The organism is Paenibacillus prosopidis, from assembly GCF_003337375.1.
Classification (GTDB): domain Bacteria; phylum Bacillota; class Bacilli; order Paenibacillales; family Paenibacillaceae; genus Pristimantibacillus; species Pristimantibacillus prosopidis.
Genome location: NZ_QPJD01000011.1, coordinates 49069 through 73078, shown reverse-complemented (window position 1 = coordinate 73078; position 24010 = coordinate 49069). Strand labels below are relative to the sequence as shown.

At 47.0% G+C, this 24010-nt stretch carries 19 protein-coding genes and 1 riboswitch; of the genes, 17 read left to right on the top strand and 2 right to left on the bottom strand.

Annotated features, from left to right (window positions below; translation table 11 throughout):
* Positions 1-55 precede the first annotated feature (55 nt).
* The 8 genes from DFP97_RS17845 (at position 56) to DFP97_RS17810 (ending at position 13850) form a co-directional block, all read left to right on the top strand.
* A complete protein-coding gene (locus DFP97_RS17845) occupies positions 56-2137 on the top strand; it encodes a hypothetical protein (RefSeq protein WP_114381549.1) in 2082 nt (693 codons plus the stop codon).
* 78 nt (positions 2138-2215) lie between these two features.
* Complete coding sequence (locus DFP97_RS17840; protein ID WP_245976354.1) at positions 2216-2704, top strand: hypothetical protein; 489 nt, start codon at positions 2216-2218, stop codon at positions 2702-2704.
* A gap of 114 nt (positions 2705-2818) precedes the next feature.
* The gene (locus DFP97_RS17835) at positions 2819-3097 is read left to right on the top strand and encodes an alpha/beta-type small acid-soluble spore protein (protein WP_114381547.1); all 279 of its coding nucleotides are present in this window, start codon (positions 2819-2821) and stop codon (positions 3095-3097) included.
* A 160-nt stretch (positions 3098-3257) separates the two neighbouring features.
* Positions 3258-4460, top strand: a complete 1203-nt coding sequence (gene metK / locus DFP97_RS17830) for a methionine adenosyltransferase (RefSeq protein WP_114381546.1) — start codon at positions 3258-3260, stop codon at positions 4458-4460.
* Between the two features lie 151 nt (positions 4461-4611).
* On the top strand, positions 4612-8985 hold the full coding sequence (locus DFP97_RS17825) for an Ig-like domain-containing protein (RefSeq protein ID WP_114381545.1): 4374 nt from the start codon (positions 4612-4614) through the stop codon (positions 8983-8985).
* Between the two features lie 186 nt (positions 8986-9171).
* On the top strand, positions 9172-11874 hold the full coding sequence (locus tag DFP97_RS17820; protein ID WP_114381544.1) for a stalk domain-containing protein: 2703 nt from the start codon (positions 9172-9174) through the stop codon (positions 11872-11874).
* Between the two features lie 76 nt (positions 11875-11950).
* On the top strand, positions 11951-13114 hold the full coding sequence (locus tag DFP97_RS17815) for a sensor histidine kinase (RefSeq protein ID WP_114381543.1): 1164 nt from the start codon (positions 11951-11953) through the stop codon (positions 13112-13114).
* A gap of 4 nt (positions 13115-13118) precedes the next feature.
* Positions 13119-13850, top strand: coding sequence for a response regulator (locus DFP97_RS17810; protein ID WP_114381542.1), 732 nt, complete (start codon positions 13119-13121; stop codon positions 13848-13850).
* 464 nt (positions 13851-14314) lie between these two features.
* On the opposite strand, the gene DFP97_RS32295 is transcribed toward DFP97_RS17810, so the two are convergent.
* The gene (locus DFP97_RS32295; RefSeq protein ID WP_425453537.1) at positions 14315-14458 is read right to left on the bottom strand and encodes an LPXTG cell wall anchor domain-containing protein; all 144 of its coding nucleotides are present in this window, start codon (positions 14456-14458) and stop codon (positions 14315-14317) included.
* 34 nt (positions 14459-14492) lie between these two features.
* Complete coding sequence (locus tag DFP97_RS31590; protein ID WP_245976351.1) at positions 14493-14984, bottom strand: hypothetical protein; 492 nt, start codon at positions 14982-14984, stop codon at positions 14493-14495.
* Between the two features lie 534 nt (positions 14985-15518).
* Positions 15519-15602, bottom strand: a riboswitch (cyclic di-GMP riboswitch).
* Positions 15603-15852: 250 nt separating this feature from the next.
* Here DFP97_RS31590 and DFP97_RS17800 point away from each other — a divergent pair.
* The 9 genes from DFP97_RS17800 (at position 15853) to DFP97_RS17760 (ending at position 23998) form a co-directional block, all read left to right on the top strand.
* Positions 15853-16314 carry a hypothetical protein gene (locus tag DFP97_RS17800; protein ID WP_114381540.1) on the top strand — a complete coding sequence of 154 codons (462 nt, stop codon included), beginning with the start codon at positions 15853-15855 and terminating at the stop codon, positions 16312-16314.
* A 126-nt stretch (positions 16315-16440) separates the two neighbouring features.
* On the top strand, positions 16441-18609 hold the full coding sequence (locus DFP97_RS17795) for an ATP-dependent helicase ComFA (RefSeq protein WP_245976349.1): 2169 nt from the start codon (positions 16441-16443) through the stop codon (positions 18607-18609).
* Entirely contained in the window at positions 18602-19495 is an 894-nt protein-coding gene (locus DFP97_RS17790) for a ComF family protein (protein ID WP_114381539.1), read from the top strand. The genes DFP97_RS17795 and DFP97_RS17790 overlap by 8 nt, the downstream gene beginning before the upstream one ends.
* 41 nt (positions 19496-19536) lie before the next feature.
* On the top strand, positions 19537-19953 hold the full coding sequence (locus DFP97_RS17785) for a TIGR03826 family flagellar region protein (protein ID WP_114381538.1): 417 nt from the start codon (positions 19537-19539) through the stop codon (positions 19951-19953).
* Between the two features lie 112 nt (positions 19954-20065).
* Positions 20066-20332 (top strand): flagellar biosynthesis anti-sigma factor FlgM, encoded by a 267-nt coding sequence (flgM, locus tag DFP97_RS17780; protein ID WP_114381537.1) that lies wholly within the window; start codon positions 20066-20068, stop codon positions 20330-20332.
* Positions 20333-20339: 7 nt separating this feature from the next.
* Positions 20340-20843, top strand: a complete 504-nt coding sequence (locus DFP97_RS17775) for a flagellar protein FlgN (RefSeq protein ID WP_114381536.1) — start codon at positions 20340-20342, stop codon at positions 20841-20843.
* Positions 20844-20862: 19 nt separating this feature from the next.
* Positions 20863-22422, top strand: a complete 1560-nt coding sequence (gene flgK, locus DFP97_RS17770; protein ID WP_114381535.1) for a flagellar hook-associated protein FlgK — start codon at positions 20863-20865, stop codon at positions 22420-22422.
* A gap of 26 nt (positions 22423-22448) precedes the next feature.
* Positions 22449-23420, top strand: coding sequence for a flagellar hook-associated protein FlgL (gene flgL, locus DFP97_RS17765; RefSeq protein ID WP_114381534.1), 972 nt, complete (start codon positions 22449-22451; stop codon positions 23418-23420).
* An 11-nt stretch (positions 23421-23431) separates the two neighbouring features.
* Entirely contained in the window at positions 23432-23998 is a 567-nt protein-coding gene (locus tag DFP97_RS17760) for a DUF6470 family protein (protein ID WP_114381533.1), read from the top strand.
* Positions 23999-24010: the final 12 nt, after the last annotated feature.

Below are 24010 nucleotides of genomic sequence, written 5' to 3'. Positions count from 1 at the left end.
ACATTATTTATACCGTCTAAATATGAAACGCTAAAAATTAGGAGTGATTATTACCATGCGAGACAGCTTTAGAAAAGCATCTATATTTGTATCTGCCATCGTAGCTCTAGTTTTCTTGCTTAGTGTTGTTCCTGCCAGTTTTGCGGCAGCTAATACAGCAACGATAGTTAATAAAAAGGTATACATAACAAAAGGATCTTATGTGCAGCTAATTGATGCTAATTTGATTCCAAGCTCAAGTGGAGGTACTGCAAGTTTTACTTTTACTTTTTACAATGGAGATAATAAAGATATTATCCTTAATGATTATTGGGCACGTTTGAAATCTATAGGTGGTACGAAATATACGTTAACGCTTCTTGATCAAACAAAAAAGAAAATAGCCCCTAAATCGTCTGCAACGTTGACTTTTTATAGTCAAGTCGGCTCCAAAGTGACTTTGGACCAGTTAGTTATCAACATTATAAAGTTTGACTTTACTGTTTCTGGTTATGAGCGGACGGTTGCAAAATATACTTTCCCAAAAGGGTATTCGAATTTTGTGAAGGCCGGCGGCTTCAAAACCATTCAGATCAATAACTCAAACGTAAATGTACGAATTGATCAAATCAACGTGACAAAAAAAGATAAAAATTATGTTTTTAACTTAAGTTATGTGGCGCGAAATACTAGTAAATTTGGTGTAACACTGCCCCAATATAATTATTATGTTCAAACTTCCGCAGGATTATATAAACTTGCTTTAAAAAATAAAACAGATGAAACCCTTTTATTAGAACCTACTGTATTAAATGCAGTAAGACTAACAGGTAACATTCCATCTTCTTTAGCTATTACAGACTGGAAGCTTATCATTACAAATGATGTTGGTTCTGAGACGAGCAAAGTAGAACTTCCAGTTGTTACATTCGATATACCATTTAATTTAACTACCACTCCCGTTGGTTCTTCGGTTACCACATTTACTAACGACAGTGGTACATATGAGGTTACTCTCAAATCTGTTCAGAGATTACCATGGACGACCAAGGATCATATTATCGCTGAGATGGTCATTCGTAACAAAGAATCGGTATTTGTTCCCTTGCCAGATTTGACTGGACAATTTGTTATTGATGAGAACATTAAGCTTGAATCTAAGACAGTAGCAGGACTAGAGGTTATTGGTTTAGCACCAGGTGCTTCGGCGACAGTTCATTTTATTGGAGAAATTCCTTTCACGTATTCTTGGAAACAATTCAATCTTCAATTAAATGAGAAGATAGGGGAACAAACAACTTTACTCGCTGATCTTACAAAATCTTCACTTGCAGCTGTGCCAATCGTGAAAGCAGGTTCTGTATATACACAATCTGTTGCTGGATCTCAACTTACCGCTCAAGTAACTGACGTTAGAACCTACAAAGGTGAAGATAGTGATTTGTACGCTGTCTATGTCGATGTGACAAATAAACAAAATCGAAGCAGCCTTCTTCCAACATGGGCTGGCTATTTTAAAACAATAGACGGTAATTATTATGAAGTTAAGATGGTTAAGGCTAACAATGTGATCAAACCTTCCAATAAGGAACAATTAGTTTTATATGCAGATTTACCTGTTAATGCAAATAAAGAAGGTATACAGCTTCTTATTGGTGAGGCTTACGATGATAATGGCGTTATTAAGGGAACTGGTACAGCCAAGGGATATATTCGTCCTATTCATGTTGAACTGCCTGTTGAAAAGGTAGATATATCTAGTTTTAAACAAATGAAGGTAGGACCATATACTGTCGATCTGACGTACTTTAATGCTTTTATGAATGGTTACATTCTCGATATTGATATGGGTGCAACCGTTGAGAAAGACCGCATGTATGATGGCTTTACACAAAGTAAGTTGACAATGGTCCTTGAGAAAGAACGAACAAATGAAGTCATTTTGACGCATACTATTGATTTAGAAGGTAACACGGAAGGAGGAACAACATGGAAGGTTGGTGAAAACTATTCAGAATTAAAGAAAGATATGACGACTACGCCGGTTTGGGATAACTATACTCTAAATATCTATGAAACTTTTGAGGGTCACAAGAAAAAGCTCGCATCCGTAGATATCAGTTGGTCCACCTATATCAATTGGGTAGAAAACAAATAAAAATAAGAAAAATCTGGTTTCTCCAACTCAAATCTAGTATCTTTATAAGAGATGCTAGATTTGAAGGGAGAGTACCAAGTGAAGAAATATGCAGTTCGTGGAATTATATCCGCTTTATTGATTGGAGCAGGCATATGGGTCGGCGTACAATTTGCTTCCCCTTTAGAAGCAGAATCAAATGCGCTGACTCCGGGCTCTGTCGAGGATCCTGTCGTAACGAAGAGTTATGTGGATGAACAGCTCGCCAAGCTGTCTGGAGGCGCTGTAGGCGGTGATACAGGCACTGTTGCGGACGCTTCATTAGAAGTTGTAGCCATTCCTCCTGGTAGGACCTTAATGGCTGGCCAAGGAACTGAAGTCATTGTGCGTGTTGGCAAAGCCATTGCATACAGCTCAGACAGCAATGGTATCTCAGATCTGACGGATGGTGCAGAGCTAAAGAAGGGTATGGCGGTTCCTGCCAATCATCTGATCTTATTCCCGCGTGGAGGTCGAGGTATTTTGCCTGATCCGTCACAAAAGAATGGTTTGACCTTATTGGTAAGAGGCAGTTATACATTGCAATAACATGGGTTGTTGTCCTACATTTTACCCGAGTTGACAATAGGTTATACGCTTCAAAAGGAGTGGAAGGATGCACAATACAAATGTGTTCCTACAATCAATGGAGGTGTACTACCGATGAGTCGTTCGAATAAAATTGTAGTACCAACAAGTAAAGCTGCCCTTAATTCATTAAAGTATGAAATTGCTGCTGAATTTGGATTGACGTCAGGTGCCTTTGCCGGTGTTGGCGCAGATACCGAGTTCGCAGGCGAGCTTGGTGCATCAGCAGGTGCAAGCGGTGGACAAAGCGTACAATGGACAACTTTGTCTACAAGGCAAGCGGGATCTGTAGGCGGCGAGATCACAAGAAGGTTGATTTCACAAGCGGAACAAGTTTTGGGTGGCTACCAATAACGATCAGTAATGAAGGCGTCCATTGACACTAACCGACATTTTCGGTATCATACTGTTTTAGAAGAGTTGTCTAACAACCTTTTCCTTTGCGGAAAAGGTTCATTTTTTGTGTAGAAAGTAAGAACTTATTTCATACTAAGGTTATAGGAGGTTGATACGGATGTCGGTTAAAGGACGCCACTTGTTTACATCGGAGTCAGTTACGGAAGGCCACCCGGATAAAATTTGTGATCAAATATCTGATGCTGTCTTGGATGCATTCCTGGAAGCAGATCCATATGCGCGTGTCGCTTGTGAAGTTTCTGTAGCAACAGGTCTTGTTTTGGTGATTGGTGAGATTAGCAGCCGTGCGGATTATGTCGATATTTCGGCAATCGCTCGCCGTACAATTAAGGAAATTGGTTATACGCGCGCAAAGTACGGCTTTGACTCCAGCACATGTGCGGTTTTGACGTCGCTTAATGAACAGTCGGCTGATATTGCGCAAGGCGTTAACGCTGCGCTTGAAACTCGTGATGGTAAGGACATGAAGCAAGAGAATGAAGATATCGGTGCAGGTGACCAAGGTCTTATGTTCGGTTTTGCTACGAACGAAACGCCTGAGCTTATGCCTCTTCCGATCGCATTGTCGCACCGTATTGCACGCCGCTTGGCGGAAGTACGTAAGAACGATACACTTGGTTACCTCCGTCCAGATGGTAAAACGCAAGTTACAATCGAGTACGTGGATGGTAAGCCGGTTCGCGTAGATACGATCGTCGTTTCGACACAGCACGCTGAAGAAATCACTCTTGAACAAATTCAGGAGGACATTCTTGAGCAAGTTATTAAACCAGTCGTTCCGGTGGAATGGCTTGATGCGGACACCAAATATTTCATCAACCCGACAGGACGTTTCGTTATTGGCGGACCTCAAGGCGATGCAGGCCTGACTGGCCGTAAAATTATAGTTGATACTTATGGCGGCTACGCTCGCCACGGCGGCGGAGCATTCTCCGGCAAGGATCCTACAAAGGTTGACCGTTCGGCAGCTTATGCCGCTCGTTATGTAGCGAAGAACATCGTCGCTGCAGGACTTGCAGACAAATGCGAAATCCAATTGGCTTACGCTATCGGTGTAGCTAAACCGGTATCGATCAACGTGGATACGTATGGAACAGGAAAAATTGCAGAAGATAAGCTTGTAGAACTAATTACAAGCAACTTCGACCTTCGTCCTGCAGGCATTATCAAGATGCTTGACCTGCGTCGTCCAATCTATGCTCAGACAGCTGCATACGGTCACTTCGGCCGTACAGATGTCGATCTTCCTTGGGAGCGCGTCGACAAAGCAGATAAGTTGAAATCGGATGCTGGCGTTTAATAAAAGTTAAAATAATTGATAAGGCCCATACCTTTTACGAGGAATGGGCTTTTTTTATATTTCGACACAAATAAGTCGAATAACCTAAATTTTTCATGCTGAGTGACCGACAAATAAGGTACGAGTGTAATTTTTTGAGGAGTGAATTGAAATGAATCGTACCAGCAAGCTGTCTTTGTTCATCGCCGTTATGCTGCTGCTGCAAATAAGCTTGGCAGGCGGGTCCGCAGGTCCGCAGCTCGCCACCGCCGCTTCTGCAGGTCCGGTCGCGTTAAGCTTAAGCCCAGCCGATGATCTAATGAATGTTCCATTAACTGCTGATTTGAAAATGACGTTTGACGAAACGGTTACAAAGGGCTTAAATTCGGCCACTATATCGATTTATGAATCCTCTACAAATAATTTGGTGGAAAGCATTAGCGTCACCTCGAGCAGAGTAACCATTGATTCGACACAACGAATCGTTACCATTGATCCTCAGAACAATTTTGTCATTAAAAAAAATTACTATGTGTTAGTTGATACGGGCGCATTAGTAAATGTGTCGAACGGAGCGAGCTATGCGGGTATTTACAGCGCAAACAGCTGGAATTTCCGCACGTTGGAAGAGGTGGATACGATCAGGCCGTCGCATACGGCTAGGCTTCCGGTCCATCTGTCTACGTTAAATGCCGTCACAACGCCGGTTACCATTACTTTTGATGAAGCCGTTTATGCGGTAAGCGGTAATATCTTGTTGACCTCAACAGACGATTCAAGATCGGTATCGGTAACTTCGAGTTCGGTCCAGGGCAGCGGTACGAATCAAATCATCATTCAAACGCCTGCTGCGCTGCAGCCCAACACGACTTACACAGTTACCGTACCAAGCACTGTGTTTCAGGATGCAGCAGGCAACTATTACAATGGTACGTCGTGGAATTTCACGACGGATGTCGCACCCGTGAATGCGCTTGCGCCATTCTCGCCTGCGGATAATGCTACCTCAGTGCCTGTTAATTCACCGCTTCGCATTACGTTTGATAAAGCCGTATTTGCACGCAGCAATAAGTATGTGGAAATTCGCAGAGTTGATAATAACTCGACCTTTCAACGCATAGAAGCAGTCGATGGCCGCATCAATGTAAATAGCAGCGTCGTAACGATTACACCTAGTCCGGCATTAGAGGCGAGTACGTCCTATTATGTGCTGATTGACGCAGGCGCCTTTTCACAGGCGGATACGACCCAGTGGTATTATGGAATATCCGGTGCGAATATATGGAATTTTACAACAGATCCGGGGAATGAAACGAATGCTCCATATGTAACAAAACTGACCCCAACGAACAATGGTTCGGTTGGCAGTCTGAATACGCAGCTGGAGCTGACTTTTGATGAAGCCGTATATCCGAGCAGCGGAACGATTGAAATCCGTGCTGTCGGCAGCGGCGCGTTGTTCCGTTCCATTTCCGTCACGTCAGAGCGCGTTACGGGCGGTGGAAGCAAGACGATTACCATTGATCCAAACAAAGCGGTTGGAACAGAAAGCGCCAAAGCGTTAGTTAATAATACGAGATATTACGTAACCATCGGCAATAGAGCCTTTCGGGATGCAGCAGGCAACTTCTATACCGGCCTTTCGAGCTCGAATCAATGGTCGTTTACGATTACGCAAGACTCCGTTAAACCGACGGTCACCACGTTAAGCCCGAATAATAATGCATCAGCGGTAGCGGAAAATGCGAAGTTCACAGCTACGTTTAGTGAAGCGGTCATGAAAGGCACGGGGGCGATTACGATTTATCGTATCGGCGCCGGATCTCCGAGTATCATTACAACGACATTTGATGTGGATAGTCTGGATAACCGCAAAATAGTCATTACGCCGACGCAAATTTTAAGCCAAGGCGCGTCTTACTTTGTTTATATAGATGAAGATGCGGTTACGGATTTGGTTGGCAATGCGTTCGTCGGTGTTTTGAACGAATATCAATGGACGTTTAAGACGATTGGATCTGACTTGACTCCTCCTGCGATCAGTAAACTGGAGTCGAACGGCTCGACCATCATTATGACGTATAACGAACAGCTCGATTCGAATAAGAAGCCGTCGCCGGGAAGCTTTTATATAACGGTTAATGACGCTCAAAGGACGGTTACAAACACGCAGGTTGTTGGAGACACGGTTTTGCTGACTTTGTCGAGTCCCATCATTAATGGACAGCTTGTGAAACTGAATTACTCTAAACCGGTAATCGGCCTGATTCAAGATATATCCGGGAACGAAGCGGTTAGCCTATCGAACCGCGATGTGACCAATGCGCCGGATTCAACCGTTCCAAGGCTGATCGGCGGCACTGCTGCGGGCAGTACGATAACGCTGTCGTACAGTGAAGATATTTTGTCGGTGAACAGCAACGCTTATTTGCAATTTACAGTTAATGTCGGCGGCACGCTGTACAGCCCAACCTCGATTATAAGCAGCGGCAGTCTCGTCATGCTGACGATTAACGGGACGATTCAGTCCGGGCAAATCGTCCGGGTTTCCTATGCGCCAAGCTCATATCCCATAAAGGACGTCAGCGGAAATAATACGGCTGCGGTCAGCAGCTTTGATCTCTCGAGCGGAACGGATACGGCAGCGCCAAGCTTAGTATCGGTTAGCGCCAGCGGGTCGCAGGTTACGCTGAAATATAACAAGAGCTTAAATCCGCTTAGCGTGCCTTCCAGCGGACAGTATAGCGTGTACGTGGATAACATTTCGCGTCCGGTTATTCAGGTACGCGTGTCGGGAGATTCAGTGATCTTGACCGTTAGTCCTGCAGTTACAACAGGTCAAAATGTATCGGTATCCTATGTGGCAGGCTCTACGTTATTAACCGACCTAATCGGTAATCCGGCCCCTTCCTTTAACGGCATGCAATCGAATGGCGGTACGGGATCATCGGGCATGATGTACGGTGCTTCTGTGAAAGGATCGACGCTTACGATGACGTACAGCGAGTCTTTAAACGCATCGTATATTCCGCCATCGATTCAGTTTCTGGTGATGGTCAATGATTTGGCCAAAGTCATCACAAAAGTGGCTGTCAGCGGATCGGAAGTAACGCTTACGCTGGCAACGCCTGTAGCCGTAAATGATCGGGTCACAGTTACCTATTATTCGACTTCTTCGGGCTTGCGTACGAACGGGGGCCAAATGATAGCTAGCTTCTCTAACGTAAGTGTACTTAATTCGACCTCGCTCTTAGACAGCCTGACCGGCGATTATGAAGCGTCTGACGGGGGAGGCGTAGGCTTAAAGCCGACAACCGCCATCACGATGCCGGATGTATCGGCTGGCGGCAACTCTGCGCTTCGATATACGGTGCAAAGCGACAAAATTATTGTCGCATACCAGACCGCCCGCGCATCGGGAATGACCAATCCTCGCGTTGCGTTTAAAGTGCCGAGCACCGAGCGCGCAGCAATCGTGGCGATTCCGCTTCTCGCCCTTGGGACGGTCTACCGTCAAGGCGGTTCTCCCGTTTTTGCGGTGCAGCACGGTGATGTGACTTATGAGCTCTCGCTTAATGCGTTGAATTACACCGCGATGTCATCGATGGCGGGCGGCAGCAGCGCAACGAATCATCTGCTCGTTGAGATCGACACGGGCGCGTCATCCAAAACGTCGGGACTATCGACGATGCTCGGCGTCTCAAGTGCGCAGGTCATTGCCGGACCGGCAAACTTTGAGCTTTCTGTCCTTAATGGCGCAAACGAGGTCCCGTTAACGACCTTTAACGGCTACTTGACCCGAACAATTCAAACAAGCTCCTCCGTAAATGCGAGTCAATCGAGCGTCGTATGGTATGACCCGCAAGCAGGAGCTTTGTCCTACGTTCCTACGACCATTACGACAACGGGCGGGAAGACGATCGCCACATTCAAACGCAAAGGAAACAGCGCGTACGCGTTTGTACGAAATTCGTCCAGCTTTTCGGACGTAACGTCGCACTGGGCGGCAAGCGCGATTAATACGTTGACGCGCAAGTTCATTGTCGAAGGGCGGACGACGACGAAGTTCGCACCTCAAAGCGCGATAACACGCGGCGAATTTGCGACTTACATTGCCAAGGGGCTAGGTCTTAGCGGTGACAAAAGCGCTGCTGCAGCGTATACGGACGTTAATGAAAACACAGCAATGGGTGCTTATATAGGTGCCGCGTCTGCAGCAGGCATAGTTACGGGCAATACGGATGGCAGCTTCAAGCCGAACAGTCCGATTACCCGGCAGGAAATGGCCGTTATGATGGTTAGAGCAGCTAAGTCAGCAGATGTGACGATATCGCTGCCGTCATCAGCGGTAAGCTATTTGACGAAATATACGGATCGTGGCAAAATTAGCTCCTATGCGCAGACGGATGTCGCCAAAGCCGTATCCGCCGGTATTATGAACGGCAAAACGAATACGACGATGAGCCCGATCGCGAACGCGACACGCGCTGAAGGGGCTGTCATGCTTATGCGTTTATTGCAGCATATTAAATTCATTACGCCATAACAAAAATCAAAAAATCTCTATCCCCGCAATCATTGCGAGCGGATAGAGATTTTTCTTTTTTACAAATGCATAGGCGATATCTTTCAACTGGTGAAAAGCGATAGCAGTATTTTATCATAAGGAACTTTTATACCACTCTTGTAGTCTATATGTAATAGATTATGAGATGGGAGAGTTGTTAAGATAATGGGTAGGGTTAGAAACATCATTGGACGGAAGACGAGAAGCATGGGGAAACGTGTCGTAATCGTCGTGTTAGGTGGAACATTGCTGGTACAGCCAATAGCGTCAATCTTGCCTGGAAGCTGGCATTCTGCAGTTATTGAAGCAGCTGATGCAACCGCTCCGGTGCTTAAGCTGACAAAACAATCATTCGTTACTTCGGGAGCAAGACGTTTGGATTATGAATGGCACACGACGCGGGGCAGCGCGAAGGTGCAAACCGATGTGCATGTCATTGAAATTGATTTAAACAATCCTTACGTATCCTTAAACGCGATAAGCGGTAAAAATAACAATATTGGCAAAGTAAATACGATTCTTAACATGGCAAAAGAAAATGAAGCGGTAGCGGCCATTAATGCGGACGTATTCGTCATGGGCCATGAAGGTGCGCCACTTGGCGGTCAAATCACAAGCGGCACATTTTTGTCGAGCCCGGCTAGGCTTAAAGGCATGTATGCTTTTTCCGTTTCCAAAAATCGCAAGCCGATGATAGACAACTATACGTTTGAAGGCATGGTGACGGCAGCGGATGGCTCTACATTCCCGTTAGAGGGACTGAATCAATCGGCCTATAACCCGGAAACGACAGGGTCCCGCTACAGCCATGTTAATATGATGTATATTTATACAAGTGCATGGGGCGGGGCTGAGCGTCCTAAAAACTCGGGCGCCACGCCGACGGAAGTGCTGGTTCGTAACGGCATCATCGAAGAAATATCGATCGGCCAAGCGCTTGCCATACAAGCGCCAGAGGACGGTTACATCCTTCGGACACATGGTCTGGCGGCTACATATGTCAAGGAGCACCTGCAAATCGGTCAGACTATTAGTGCCGACTATTCCCTTGTCTCTCAAACAACAGGGGCAAAGATTGATCCAACAGCTTTTGAAATGCTGGTTGGCGGGCATACGCTGCTGGTGAATGCCGGTGCGGCTGCACCATTTTCCCGCGATATTACGGGAGTGAGCGGCTCGTCGTATACGTCACGTTCGGCAGTCGGTTATTCCGAGGACGGCACCAAGGTATATCTGATTACAAGTGAGAGAAACGGCAGCAACACGGGTGTCAGCCTGAAGGAATTGCAGCAAATTATGCTGCTGCTTGGCGTATTCAAAGGCGTCAATCTGGATGGCGGCGGCTCGACCACGATGATCGAGCGTCCGCTCGGCAGCTATTCCTTACAGCTTGCGCATGCAACGCAATATGGATCGACGCAGCGCAGTGTTGCGAACGGTATCGGCGTATTCACGAATGCGCCGCAAGGAACGCTAAAAGGTGTTACGGTAAGTGGTGCTAATGTCATGTTTATAGGACAGAAGGCCGCCTATTCTCTAAAAGGCTATGATACCTATTACAATCCGGTTGATGTGGATAATTCGTCAGCGCTATGGAGCTCTACGAAGGCGATTGGAACCTTCCATAGCAATGAATTTACGGCAACTAAGCCGGGTAAAACGTCGATAAGCGTGAGGTCGGGCGCCATCTCGACCCAATATGAAGTTGAAGTAATTGGACAGGATCAAATTGCGTCGCTGTCAATCGACACGGCCGCAGGATTATTAGCTGAGGGTGCTTCAATTGCTGTTCCGGTTACGGTAAAGCTGAAGGACGGTAGAGCGTACAAGCTTAGCAGCGACTACCTGAAATGGCAGTACATCGGTTTTACCGCTGCTAAGAATGGCGATAGCCTGACGGTACAATCGGTAAATGCCGGAACGAGCACAGGATATGCGATTGCCCGTTATGACGGCTATCCGGCAATGATTCCGTTCACGCAGGGAGAAACGGTCAAAACGTTAGAAGATTTTGAGAATTCGACATATGCGATAACTTCTCAAGTAACGCCAGCCACAACGACAGGAAGCGTAAACATTGTATCCGATCTTCCTGGACAAACGTCATCGAAAGCATTAAAGCTTGACTATGATTTCACGAATGGTACCGGGACGAAAGCATCCTATGCGGTATTTAATTCAACTGGCATCACTTTGGCGGGATCGCCGGCATCGATGACGGTTGACCTCTATAGCGATAAAAGCTTGAACTGGGTACGTGCGGAATTTATAGATGCGGACGGAAAGGCACATCTGCTCGACCTCGCCAAGCAGCTCGATTGGAGCGGATGGAAGACGGTGAAAGTGAATTTGTCATCCGTCGGCATGAAATATCCAGTCAAGCTAAAGCGCGTGTATGTCGTAACGCTTGCAGAAGGTCAGGATGAACGTTCGTCGACGGGTGCGGTCGGATTAGATAATATGGAGCTGCAATACTCGGCTGCGGCAACGGTCGATACAAATACAAAGGTCGAAATGACCGTTGGAAAAATGGCGGCGACCGTGAACGGCAACACGATGAAGCTCGATTCAGCGCCAATTATATTCAATGGAACGACGTACGTGCCGGTTCGTTTCGTATCGGATGCAATGGGGGCTAAGCTTCTATTTAACGGCAATACCGGACAAATAACGGTGCTGCGCGGCAATAAGCTGATGGAGATGACGCTTGGCAAAAAAGATCTCATTCTGAACGGGGTCCTTCAGTCATCCGATATCACTCCGATCGTTCGAAATAACCGAACATTAATTCCGGTACGCTTGTTCTCGGAGAAGCTTGGATTAAAGGTTGGATATGATCCGAAGCTAAAAAAGATTACCATCGATTAACGATAGACGAAAGAGAACCAATCTGTGGTATGATAGAATAGATTAACCTTTAATAGAGAAAGGTTGCCGATCTTTCGTGGACCACCTAACAGTTGATATTAATCGTGTCATTAAAAATGCCATCGAAGTGATGGAAAGCAGTAAATACCAAATTTTTGAGATATGCGAATCGGCGCGCATGGAGCTCGAGTCCCTGGAGCAGGAGCTCGAGTTCGTGCTCCAAGAGACCGTGAAGACGATCGAAAAAGTCGATCAGCTCGAGCAGGACTACCGGCGCGCCCGAATCCGGCTTACGGAAGTTAGCCGGGATTTTGTTCGGTACAAGGAAGAGGACATCAAGTCCGCGTATGAGAAAGCGACACAAATTCAACTCGATTTAATGGTGTACCGCGAGAAGGAAACTTACCTCAAGGCCCGCAGGGATGATTTGCAGAAGCGGGTCCGAAATGTAGAAAACTCCATTGAGCGGGCAGAAATGATTGCGTCCCAAATAAATGTCGTATTAGAATATTTATCAGGCGACTTGAATCAGGTTACACGGATTTTGGAATCTGCCAAGACGAGACAGCTGCTGGGCTTGAAAATCATTTTGGCTCAAGAGGAAGAACGCAAACGTATAGCCAGGGAGATTCATGACGGCCCTGCGCAGTCGCTCGCAAATATCGTGCTACGCACGGAAATTGCAGAACGGATGCTCATTAAGCAGGAATTTGTTATGGTGCAGGAAGAATTAGTAGATTTGAAGGGACAGGTTCGTTCCGGTCTGGAGGAAATACGCAAAATTATTTTTAATTTGCGTCCGATGGCATTGGATGATTTGGGACTTGTACCGACACTTCGCAAATTTACGCAGGATTTTGAAGAAAAAACAAAGATACATACCATTTTCGAGCTTGTCGGCAAAGAGGTTCGAATGCCTTCAGCTATGGAAGCGGCGATTTACCGCTTAGTGCAGGAAGCATTTACAAATGCGTATAAGCATGCGAGCGCTTCACACGTCATGTTAGAGATCAACTATCAGCCTGCACGGATTTCACTGATCATACAAGACAACGGAATAGGCTTCCACTGCGAGGTGATCGAGCAAGCTGCCAGCCGGAACGCGAATTTTGGACTGGTGGGAATGAGAGAACGTGTGGAATTGATAGAAGGAAGGATGGATATAGACTCAAATCCCGGAAGTGGGACGAAAATTATAATAGATATACCGACTACTACTGTCGAACATAGAAAGGAGTAATATAATGATAAATCAGAGACCTGCAGGCAGTAACCATAAAATTAAAATTTTACTTGCGGATGACCACCAGCTGTTTCGTGAAGGGCTTAAACGTATTCTGAATATGGAAGATGATTTGGAAGTCATTGGCGAGTGCGGTGACGGCATTCAAGTATTAGAATTTTGCAATCATACGATTCCTGAAATCGTGCTTATGGATATTAACATGCCAACCGAGAACGGTGTCATTGCAACGGAACGTTTAAAAAACATGTTTCCCGATGTAAAGGTTATTATTTTATCCATTCATGATGATGAGAGCTATGTGTTCGAGACGCTTCGCAAAGGGGCTACAGGCTACCTGCTTAAGGACATGGAGGCAGAGGCGCTGATTAACGCCATTCGTTCCGTCGTTCAAGGCCATGCGTACATCCATCCTAAAGTAACGGGTAAGCTGATTAATCAATTGCGCCGTATGACTTATTTGGATGAAATGGGAATCGTATCGGGAGCGGCAGCGGCTCAAGAGCCGGGAGTTAAATTCATTGCTGGCGATGAGAGCCCGTTGACGCGTCGTGAGGCCGAAGTATTGCGATTAATGGCAGAAGGCAAGAGCAACAAGCTGATTGGGGAATTTTTGTTCATTAGCGAAAAAACGGTCAAAAACCATGTGAGCAGCATTTTGCAAAAAATGGAAGTTGACGACCGTACGCAAGCTGTTATTCATTCGATTAAATTTGGCTGGGTTACATTGTAACGGCCTTTTTTCTCTTTCTATTTAAAACGTATGAATACAACCAGAAGTTGCAACTATCTACATAAACTGTGAAATCCCGTGTCTCTTAGATGCGGGATTATTTGTTTTGTGACTAAAATTGAACACCTCGAAAATTTGAAGAGCAAGCCAGACTTGCTTTATTTTCTCTTTGCTTCACTATCCCATTAGCTCAGGAAAAAGATTGGCGCAGTATCTGGACCGCATTCTAAATATGTTGATTGAAGTGATGGTGGATTTCACCTGAGCAGAAGGGATAGTGGAGCAAAGGAGAAAAACAGTATAGGATAAAGCTGGTTCGTGGGATAGCTGGAGTGCTGAACATACTCAAGTGAGATCGGAGCAGGTGTTAGGCAGGTTCCCGGATATTGAAAAATCCCCGAAGCTGCCAATTGGGAGCTCCGGGGACTTGGTATAATAGCAGGGATACGGCTAGCCGATTGAGGTTAGCTTTGCTTCTTATGACGCTGCTTTCTAAGTGAAATGAAACCGGTAGTTATGGCAAATGCACCGATCAGATAATAGGGAACAGAACTGGATTGGCCTGTTTTCGGTAAGGTGTCGAGCGGAACGGTTTCCTCTTCAGCAATATTCGTGTCGGTTGGCGGCTGGTCGTCTTGATCGTCAATGACCTCGATTATAGGCGTAGCTGTCGGTGTTGGTGTTGGTGTCGGTGTTGGTGTAGGTGTAGGTGTTGGTGTCGGTGTCTGTGTTGGTGTCGGTGTTGGTGTTGGTGTCGGTGTCGGTGTCGGTGTTGGTGTTGGTGTTGGTGTAGATGTTGGTGTCGGTGTTGGTGTCGGTGTCGGTGTTGGTGTTGGTGTCGGTGTCTGTGTTGGTGTCGGTGTTGGTGTCGGTATTGGTGTCGGTGTTGGTGTCGGTGTCGGTGTCTGTGTTGGTGTTGGTGTAGGTGTAGGTGTAGGTGTAGGTGTCGGTGTTGGTGTAGATGTTGGTGTCGGTGTTGGTGTAGATGTTGGTGTCGGTGTTGGTGTCGGTGTCGGTGTCGGTGTCGGTGTCGGTGTCGGTGTTGGTGTTGGTGTTGGAGTTGGTGTTGGTGTCGGTGTCGGTGTCGGTGTTGGTGTTGGTGTTGGTGTTGGTGTCGGCGTTGGAGTAGTACATGTATTATTAAGCTTTAATTTCCACGCTAGTATTTTGTCTCCGTGCCCGCCTACACCGAGTTTGAGCAATAAGTCCCCGCTGTAGATGTCAAGCTGATATGGAGCGCAAGGAGGAATGTTAATGGTAATGGAGTAGGTTCCAGCCTTGGCGTATACATTGGATTTTCCGTCAAAATGGTACTGCTTCTCGTATGGCGTACCGTTGCTGTTTGGAGTAGTTCCTTCCTCCCATCCATACGCGGAGAAGCTTACTCGCACGCAATCTTGAGTCGTCTGGAAGGTCGCAGTAGCTGTACCGTTTCCATTGTCGACAATATTGGAGTGATTGGCAATAATATGATCACGGTTTGAGGAATACTGCGGGCAGCTATTTTCGCCGGTGGTTTGCACGGTGCTTGATTCCTCATTTTGCTGGCCTTCCGCCATGACCAGCGAGCCTAGCGCTAACGAGAGAATTAGCAAAATAGTCAGACTGAGGGACAACGGCTTTTTTAAATACCTCATCATTCACACTCCTCTTAGATATGTATTTGAATTCTAAGAGGGCCGGTTACACTACTAGCTCCGTATAATCCAAGTGTCCAGATGCAGATTATACATCATCGCTTCCCCTAGATAACATAAATGTTCGAAGCCACCTTCCCCCCCGTTCGCTATGCTTACCTAAATACATATGCTCCAATGCTTAGTAAAATGATAACAAATATTGTAAATTACTCAAGAGTGTTTCTTTGTCGCAGTATGACTATTATTGAAATGCAAATCGGAGCTCTTTTTGAACGGGCGCACATTTTGTCACCTTGTCCTGACATTTGCGGAACCACTGGGCTCCTCACGGCATATAGTGTCACAAAGAGGAGGTGGCAGCTATGTTTGAGCTTCTACTTTTTATTATTGGCTGTTATGTTTTGGCTGCATTGTCGGTACATCTGGCGTTCCGGATTCGACAAGGACGATTGCAATCCAGCAAGCACTATGTGCTCGTTGCGGACATACGGCAAAAAAATATGGAGTGGTATATGCGTTCGTTGTTTTCTTTTTCGCGGAGGATGGGGAAAGATGTCCGATTGACGATTGTCGACCGTGGAGTGAGTGAAGAGACGCTAGCCATTGTCGAACGGTTGGCTAGAGACGGCGATGAAGTGATGGTGCATCCAAAAGCAATCGACCCCTTGAACGAAAAAAAGGGAGGTAAGCGCTCGTTCATTTCGGGAACAGATGCTACGCAATTGCTTTGGCTGCTGCAGGCAGAAGGAATTGTATCGCATGCAGACCATGCGGTGCTTGTTGATTTGCAAAATCCGGAGGATTTGTCGAAAATGCCTTTTTAGTCTATAATATGCGTTAGTTCAATATCTGAAGTGAAGCACACTCGATGACGCTTATGCGTTGTTGGGTGTGCTTTTTTTTGCGTTCATTATAAGGGTGCTGAAATACAGAATGAGGAGCGGTTGGGGATGAAGGCTCATGTTTATGTGGTGGAGGTTAATGGATGTTGGCAAGCTCGGGCGACGATTCAGCCTGCGGTGGACGAGCTGTTTTGGATGAACGGCAGCTTTGGTGCAGCAGGGAGCTTGAACGAGGCAATCGCGGCTTCAGGCTGGCTATGGCGGGAGGCTTTGCCGCTGGGAGATGCTTTCCGGGTCGTGGAGCTGTGGGAGAGGGGGAGAATGAATGGTAGCGGCGGGAAAAAGGGTGGGGAAATGAGCAGGCAGGATGGCTGGGACGGAAAAGGCGGAAATAACAGTGGGGATGATGGCTGGAATGCAAAAGGCGGAATTAACAGTTGGGATGATGGCTGGAATGACAAAAGTGAGAATAACAGGGATTATGAGGCGTTGGAGAGATTGAACGCTTGCGTTGAAGGTGCGAAGCGTGAGGCAGGGGATGAGGCAGGTGCACATATTGGAGATTGGTGGAAGCGTCTGGGAGGTTGGCGCAAGAAAGACCATGTTGTGAAGAGAGGCGCAAGTCTGCTCGGCATGGCAGAACGTTGGGAGCGAGCGGCATATAGTGGTGAGCAATGGGGAGTGGAGCTAGCGATTAGCGATGCGGAAATAAGGGAGATTGCGGCAGGGGCGAAGCTTGCCGCGGAATTGATGCAGGGACGTGCGCTATTGCGCGGTGAAGCGCACGCCCTGTTAGATGGCGCTGGTGGGCCCGAAGCCACAGCGGGCTGGAGCGGAGCGCTCCAGCTTGCAACGTTGCTCGGGCGGGTGCGCCTGAGCGGAGCGGTCGCCGCCGGTGAGGGCGGGCGAGCGGACGCTACTTGGCGGCGCAGGCGCGAGCGCAGATGTCTGCGCTGCGGGAGTGGTGAGGCGCATTTGCGCCGCACGCCATGCGCGGCGTGCGGGCGGATGTGCGCCTATTGCTCCGCTTGCATTGGCATGGGGCGCAGCCGTGAGTGTGAGCTGCTCGTCATAGGGCAGCGTGATTCTCCTTTAGCGGATCACACTTCATTCATTGCCCCTGGCCATTTGTCTTTGGAGCAGCGGCTTGCAAAATGGAGCCTTAGCCCGGCACAGTCTGCTGCTGCAGCGAAGGCGCTTCACTTCGTGGAACAAGGACCGTATGAACTTACGCCGCATTCACCAGCTGAGAAAGCAGAACCCATTCGTAATTTCCTGTTATGGGCGGTTACTGGAGCGGGAAAGACAGAAATGATTTTTCCGCTTGTTGAGTCGGTATTGCTAAAGGGAGGAAAAGCGCTTATTGCAACGCCGCGCCGCGATGTAGTTATCGAGCTTGATCCCCGTATCCGGAAGGCTTTTCCGCAGGCTTCTGTCGTTACCCTTTACGGCGGCAGTACGCAGCGCTGGGAGAGCGGCGATATAACCCTCTCCACGACACATCAATTGCTGCGTTTTTATCAAGGCTTTGATCTGGTCGTTCTTGACGAAATCGATGCTTTCCCATACCACGGTGATCCGATTCTGCATTATGCGGCGGATAAGAGCTGCATGCCTGGAGCTGCCCGCTTGCTGTTGTCAGCTACGCCGCCGAATGAGCTGCAGCGAGCTGCGAGACGCGGAAAGCTTCCTCATGCGCGGGTGCCCGTTCGCTACCATCGGCATCCATTACCTGTGCCTAAGCTGCTTCGGACGCCAGCTCTAAAGCAGATACTTCAGCAGCGTAAGCTGCCGCCGCAGCTGCTGGCTGCTATGCGGCAATCACTTTTACGGGATGCACAGCTGTTCGTATTCGTGCAGCAAATCGCACAGTCCGCGCAAATGGCTGCGCTGCTTCGTATTGTGCTTGGGAATCCTGCGGTGGAGGCAACTTCATCGCAAGATCCAGAACGGGCGGAGAAGGTGCAGCGTTTTCGAAGCAGAGAAATCCGTGTGCTTGTTACGACAACGATATTAGAGCGGGGGGTCACGATCCCGAGAAGCGACGTATATATTTTGGATGCGGACGGACGGTTGTTTGATGAGGCTTCATTGGTGCAAATGGCCGGCAGGGCAGGACGCTCTGCGGAGGATCCTAATGGCATCGTTTATTTTTGCAGCCCTGAACGAAGTCAATCGCAAGTATCGGCAGTTCGCCACATTCAAACGATGAACCGCATAGCCCGCAAACAGGGTTATTTACTTCCCGTAGGCAAAGGAGGCACGCCAGATGAGTAGCTCGCTATCATCCTTGCTGCAGCGGTTTCGCTCCGCCTTCTCAGCATCCGCGCAGCTGCTAGCTCCGTACTCTGCCGCATGCTGCATGTGCGGCAAATCGCGAAACGATACTCGCAACGCGAACAGTCCCCACCCGCCGAAGCTTACAGCTCAGCTTCGACAGTCCTTATGCGAACAATGCCTCTCCGCAATACCGTGGCTCACACGCATCATGTGTCCAACATGCGGGCGCGGCATTCATTGCGATGACTGCGTGCGCAGCCCGCACCGATCATTCGTATGTAACCGCAGCGCTGTTCAGTATAGCCAGTCAATGAAGACGCTGCTCGCCCAGTACAAATACCGGGGCGATGAACAGCTTGCACCGCTGCTTGCCCATATGCTGCTTCCGGCTTTCGAGACCATGACTGCTGAACTGGCGAAGCGTCAAAGCGCAACAGCTTCTCGAGGCAGTCACAAGAAGATTCAATACGCTGATTATTGGGATGTGATCACTTACGTACCGATCAGCTCGGAGCGGGCGATGGACCGCGGCTTTAATCAAGCCGAGCAGCTAGCTTCATATCTTGCTCAGAGATATCGTTTGCCGCTGATGCATCTGCTCGTCCGCGAGCGCCATACGGAGAAGCAAAGCTTTAAAACCCGTTCAGAAAGAATGCGCGATACCAGGAGTCTTTTTAATGTAAATGATATAGAGCTAAGTAAGCTTCAGACAGACGCTGTTCATCCAGTCAGAAACGCTCATCTAACTCACACGGCAATTCGTGTACTGCTCATAGACGATATTTATACAACAGGAAGCACGTCAGAGGCTTGTTCGCAAACGCTCCACCAGTATGCGGCGAAGCCGCTTGAAATATATGTATTGACATGGGCGCGCTCCTAAGTTATTAATGTTTAATAGCGATATATAAGGGGGCTAGAGCGATGAACCTAGATAATTGTCCTCGCTGCGGAAAGCTTTTTGCCAAAAACTTTAGAGATGTATGCCCGGTATGTATACGGGAAATTGATAAAGAATACGAGCTTTGCGCAAATTATTTGCGTGAGTTTAGGGGTTCCATTATTACTGAAGTATCAGACGCGACCGGAGTGTCCATTAAGCAAATAACGAAGTTCATTCGCGAAGGCCGTATTTCCTTATTAAATGCGCCAAATATGTCTTACCCATGTGAATCGTGCGGTACGCTTATACGTGAGAACCATATTTGCGACAATTGCCGTAAACGATTAGAGAAGGATAAGAAGCATATGAATGAGGACATAGCGAAACGAAATGAGGCTAATGCCCAGAAAGCCGCGAACAACGCCTATCGTGGACTTGACAGATATAAGGATCGATAAATGAATTATTTCTAATATTTGCATGACTATAAAATTTCACTTGACTGAAGCCGATAATACTTGTAAAGGTAATCGGCTTTTTTAGTTCCTGTTAAATAATGAGGTGGATAAATTGAAGATAAACGAACCAAAACGAATCGGCGCACTAAATCCCTACCAGAAGATGAACGAATCCCGTACGAGCGGAGCGAACAAGGCACATAAGAAGGACGAGGTCCAAATATCAGCGGCTGCTAAAGAAATGCTGACGACCAGCCAGGCAAACAGCGCGGAGAGAAGTCAACGCATCGAACAGCTGAAAAAATCTGTGGCGTCGGGCACGTATCATGTGGAAGCCGGCAAGATTGCCGAGAAGCTGCTTCCTTACTTGAAGGAGTAATCCTCTAATGAATGAGTATATTCAGCAAATCCTGTTCATCCTGCAAGAGCTGTTAGACGAGCACCGTCAGCTTATTGAATACGGTAATGCGAAGACAGAGGCCATTACCGCGAATAGCGTTGAGACGATTTCGTATATTTCAAGCAAAGAGAAGAAGAGCCTTCAGCATATACTGGAGCTTGAGCAGCGGCGCATTTTCCTGATTGGAAAATATATGCTCGATCAGAAGCTGACCAGCCACCGCTCTTTTAAAATGGAGAAGCTCATACAAGCTGTTTATCATGCTTATGAGAAGCAGCAGCTGCAGACCTTATGGCGAGAGCTGTCTGCTGTTATGAAGGAGCTTCAAGAGATTAACGAATTTAATCAACAGCTTGTCAAGATGACTCTGGAATATTTGCATTTTACGCAGGATTTGCTGCTCGGACCGACTGAGGAAGAAGCGACCTATCATCGGGCTGTGCAGGGCATGGCCTATAATCGCAGCAGTCGATTTAATACGAGAACTTAAGAAAAGAGGGCATACTGCCATGGCATCGACATTTCATGGGTTAGAAACGGCACGGCGCGGCTTATTCACGACGCAATCAGCTCTAAACACAACTGGACATAACATCGCCAACGCCAATACTGCAGGTTACTCGCGTCAAGTGGTCAACATGACGGCTTCAAGACCAATAGAAGCGGTTGGATTCTCTAAATCTACAGCAGCTGGTCAGCTTGGAACAGGCGTAGAAGCCAGCTCGATTACTCGTATCAGAGAGAAGTTCCTAGATAATCAATATCGCAATGAAAATAAATCGCAAGGCAATTTTACGGTACAGCTCGATACGCTCGAAAAGTTGGAAGGCATCGTCAATGAGCCTAGCGATACGGGCTTAAGAACGGTTATCTCGAATTTCTGGAATTCGTGGTCTGATTTGAGCAAAAACCCTGAGAACGCCGATGGGCGGAAAGTCGTTATGGAACAGACTCTTGCGATGGCCGATGCTTTCAACTATACAGCAAAGCAGCTTAATGATTTAAAAGATGACTTGACGGAAAATGTTGATATTAATCTTAATACCGTCAATTCCCTTACTACGAGTATTGCTCAATTAAATGGGGAAATTCGCAGGATAGAAGGATTAGGTGACAATGCCAATGATTTGCGAGATCAGCGGGACTTGCTTACGGATGAACTCTCCGGTCTAGTTAACATTCGTGTAGAGGAACAAGCGAATGGTTACAGAGTTACAATGGGGAATACGGAGCTTGTTCAAGGAACAACTCCTATTCAATTAGATTCAGCAGCCATAACGACTGCATTTGCTTCGGGCGACCTGAATAGCGGAGCCATATACGGTACCATTCATTCGCGTGATCATTTCGTTGATGGCTACATAAGCGAGCTTAACAAAATGGTTCAAACGATGGCTAACGGTGAGTTTGAGGTCACGCTTCCTAAAGGATCCGTGTTGCCGAACGGAACTGTTTTGAACGGGGTGACATATACAGGCGCGAATCGTACGCTGACCGAGGACCTTACAGTTACCGTAAATGGTTTGAATGGCTTGCATCAATTAGGATATTCATTAGCCGGACAAGATCCGGGTTTGCCTTTTTTCACGGACAGCATAGGTGGAACCAGCGGTTTGACCGCAGGTAACATCACTCTAAACCCAGATATTGTAGCTAATTCTAACCTTATTGCTACTTCAATGCGAGTCACTATTAACGCAGATAGCTCAGAAACGGTAATTAGTGGGAACAACTCTTTAGCTGTATTGTTCTCTCAAATGCGGGACACACGCTTTGACTTTGATTCGGGTACCGATGAAAACATGAATACGATCGACGCTTATTTCCGCTCCGTTGTCGGCCAGCTCGGCGTACAAGCCGAGACAGCGACACGGATGCAGTCAAACCAACAAATCATAGTCGAGCAAGTGGATTCACGCAGACAGTCCGTCAGCGGCGTATCGCTTGATGAAGAAATGTCCAACATGATTAAATTCCAGCATGCTTATAACGCAGCTGCACGAAATATGACGATGATCGATGAAATGTTAGATAAAGTAATTAACGGAATGGGTCGCGTTGGTCTCTAACTCTAATCTACCGGAGGTGAAAAACTATGTCATTACGCGTTACACAAACGATGATGAATACTCAATTGCTGCGTAATATATCCAAAAATCAAGGGCGTATGAACAACCTGCAGAACCAACTTTCCACTGGCATGAAGATTAATAAGCCATCTGATGATCCGGTAGGCATTACTTTTGCACTTCGTTATCGGAGTGAGTTGGATTCGAACGATCAATATACGGAAAACGTCGATTCGGCGCTGTCGATGCTTCAGTATACCGATACGACGATCGGCCAAGCCGGCGATATTATGCAACGTGTGAGAGAATTGCTAGTACAGGGTGCAAATGGCACTTTGGAGCAGACAGGTCTTGATGCAGTAAAATTAGAAATATCTCAGTTGTATAATCAGATGATTGAGATTGGAAACAGTCAGTTTAACGGCAAGCAAGTGTTTAATGGTGAATTGACTGGAGACAAGCCATATCCTGCAATGGCGTTGGAGGAAACAATTGATTTAGTGTCTGTTCCTCCAAAACTGAAAGCCTATCATGCTAGCACAAATACCGGAGCGATTAAATACGAATTATCTGCAGGAATGAGCTTATCGATTAATACTTTAGGTAGCGATGTTTTTGGGAATAGCGTTTCCCCGACAGCAAGTCAGGCGGATTTGGAAAGTAGTGATAATGTTTTCCTATTGCTTCAACGTGCGCATGACATGTTGGGATCAGGCGATCAAGAAGGTGTGTCGGAATTAATTGGTCAAATCGAAACCCGTATGAATACGATGTTAACGAAGCGTGCAGAAGTCGGTGCGCGGATGAATAGGGTTGAAATCATTGAGAATCGTTTGAATGATATTAATCTTAATCTCCAGACCATGCAGTCCAAGACAGAGGATGCCGATATGGCGGAGGTTATTACGAATATGAAAATGGAAGAGAACGTCTACCAAGCTTCCTTATCAGTGGGAGCGCAACTCATTCGGCCAAGTCTTGTTGACTTCTTGAGATAGGAGCGGCCAGCATGCAAATTCCACAAATTGAAATCCGGTTACAGCATGCAAAGCTTAATATCGATGCGGATATCGGGAAGCAGAATCTGCAGCAGCCTCGTCCTACCGTGGAAATGGAACAAGTGCGTCCGGAGCAACATTTCACAACATCAAGGGGACAGCTTAATATTAATCAGGATCGCGTATGGGATGCGTTAGCGCTAGGCAACAATTTGGAAACGATGAAAAAAATATATTCAATGGCTTCTGACATAGCGTTGCGCGGACTTGCCCGAATTGAGCAGAATGGCAACCGTATGGCGGACATTCATCTGGGCGGCAATCCAATAGCGGAGATGGCAAGGGAGTGGCAACGGACATTCCCGGAATTTGACTTTCGCGGCGAAGCCTCGGTCGATAACATTGATTTCAACTACATACCCGGTGAGCTCTCCATAGAAACAATACCAGGCCGAATAAATATGAATGTGGGAGTTAATCGCCCTATACATCATTACGAACGCGGAAGACTTGATATATACATAGGGCAGTACCCGAAGGTGGATATCATTCCGCCGCAAATTGATCAGCTTGTATAATTTAGATGTATC

Excerpts from the sequence above, each read along its gene's own strand:
- DFP97_RS17790 (WP_114381539.1), top strand. The coding sequence starts at position 18,602 with ATGAGTAGCTCGCTATCATCCTTGCTGCAGCGGTTTCGCTCCGCCTTC.
- DFP97_RS17775 (WP_114381536.1), top strand. The coding sequence starts at position 20,340 with ATGAATGAGTATATTCAGCAAATCCTGTTCATCCTGCAAGAGCTGTTA.
- metK (WP_114381546.1), top strand. The coding sequence starts at position 3,258 with ATGTCGGTTAAAGGACGCCACTTGTTTACATCGGAGTCAGTTACGGAA.
- DFP97_RS17835 (WP_114381547.1), top strand. The coding sequence starts at position 2,819 with ATGAGTCGTTCGAATAAAATTGTAGTACCAACAAGTAAAGCTGCCCTT.
- DFP97_RS17810 (WP_114381542.1), top strand. The coding sequence starts at position 13,119 with ATGATAAATCAGAGACCTGCAGGCAGTAACCATAAAATTAAAATTTTA.
- DFP97_RS17825 (WP_114381545.1), top strand. The coding sequence starts at position 4,612 with ATGAATCGTACCAGCAAGCTGTCTTTGTTCATCGCCGTTATGCTGCTG.
- DFP97_RS31590 (WP_245976351.1), bottom strand. The coding sequence starts at position 14,984 with ATGTACTACTCCAACGCCGACACCAACACCAACACCAACACCAACACC.
- DFP97_RS17845 (WP_114381549.1), top strand. The coding sequence starts at position 56 with ATGCGAGACAGCTTTAGAAAAGCATCTATATTTGTATCTGCCATCGTA.
- DFP97_RS17785 (WP_114381538.1), top strand. The coding sequence starts at position 19,537 with ATGAACCTAGATAATTGTCCTCGCTGCGGAAAGCTTTTTGCCAAAAAC.
- DFP97_RS17820 (WP_114381544.1), top strand. The coding sequence starts at position 9,172 with ATGGGTAGGGTTAGAAACATCATTGGACGGAAGACGAGAAGCATGGGG.
- DFP97_RS17760 (WP_114381533.1), top strand. The coding sequence starts at position 23,432 with ATGCAAATTCCACAAATTGAAATCCGGTTACAGCATGCAAAGCTTAAT.
- flgL (WP_114381534.1), top strand. The coding sequence starts at position 22,449 with ATGTCATTACGCGTTACACAAACGATGATGAATACTCAATTGCTGCGT.
- DFP97_RS17795 (WP_245976349.1), top strand. The coding sequence starts at position 16,441 with ATGAAGGCTCATGTTTATGTGGTGGAGGTTAATGGATGTTGGCAAGCT.
- flgK (WP_114381535.1), top strand. The coding sequence starts at position 20,863 with ATGGCATCGACATTTCATGGGTTAGAAACGGCACGGCGCGGCTTATTC.
- DFP97_RS17800 (WP_114381540.1), top strand. The coding sequence starts at position 15,853 with ATGTTTGAGCTTCTACTTTTTATTATTGGCTGTTATGTTTTGGCTGCA.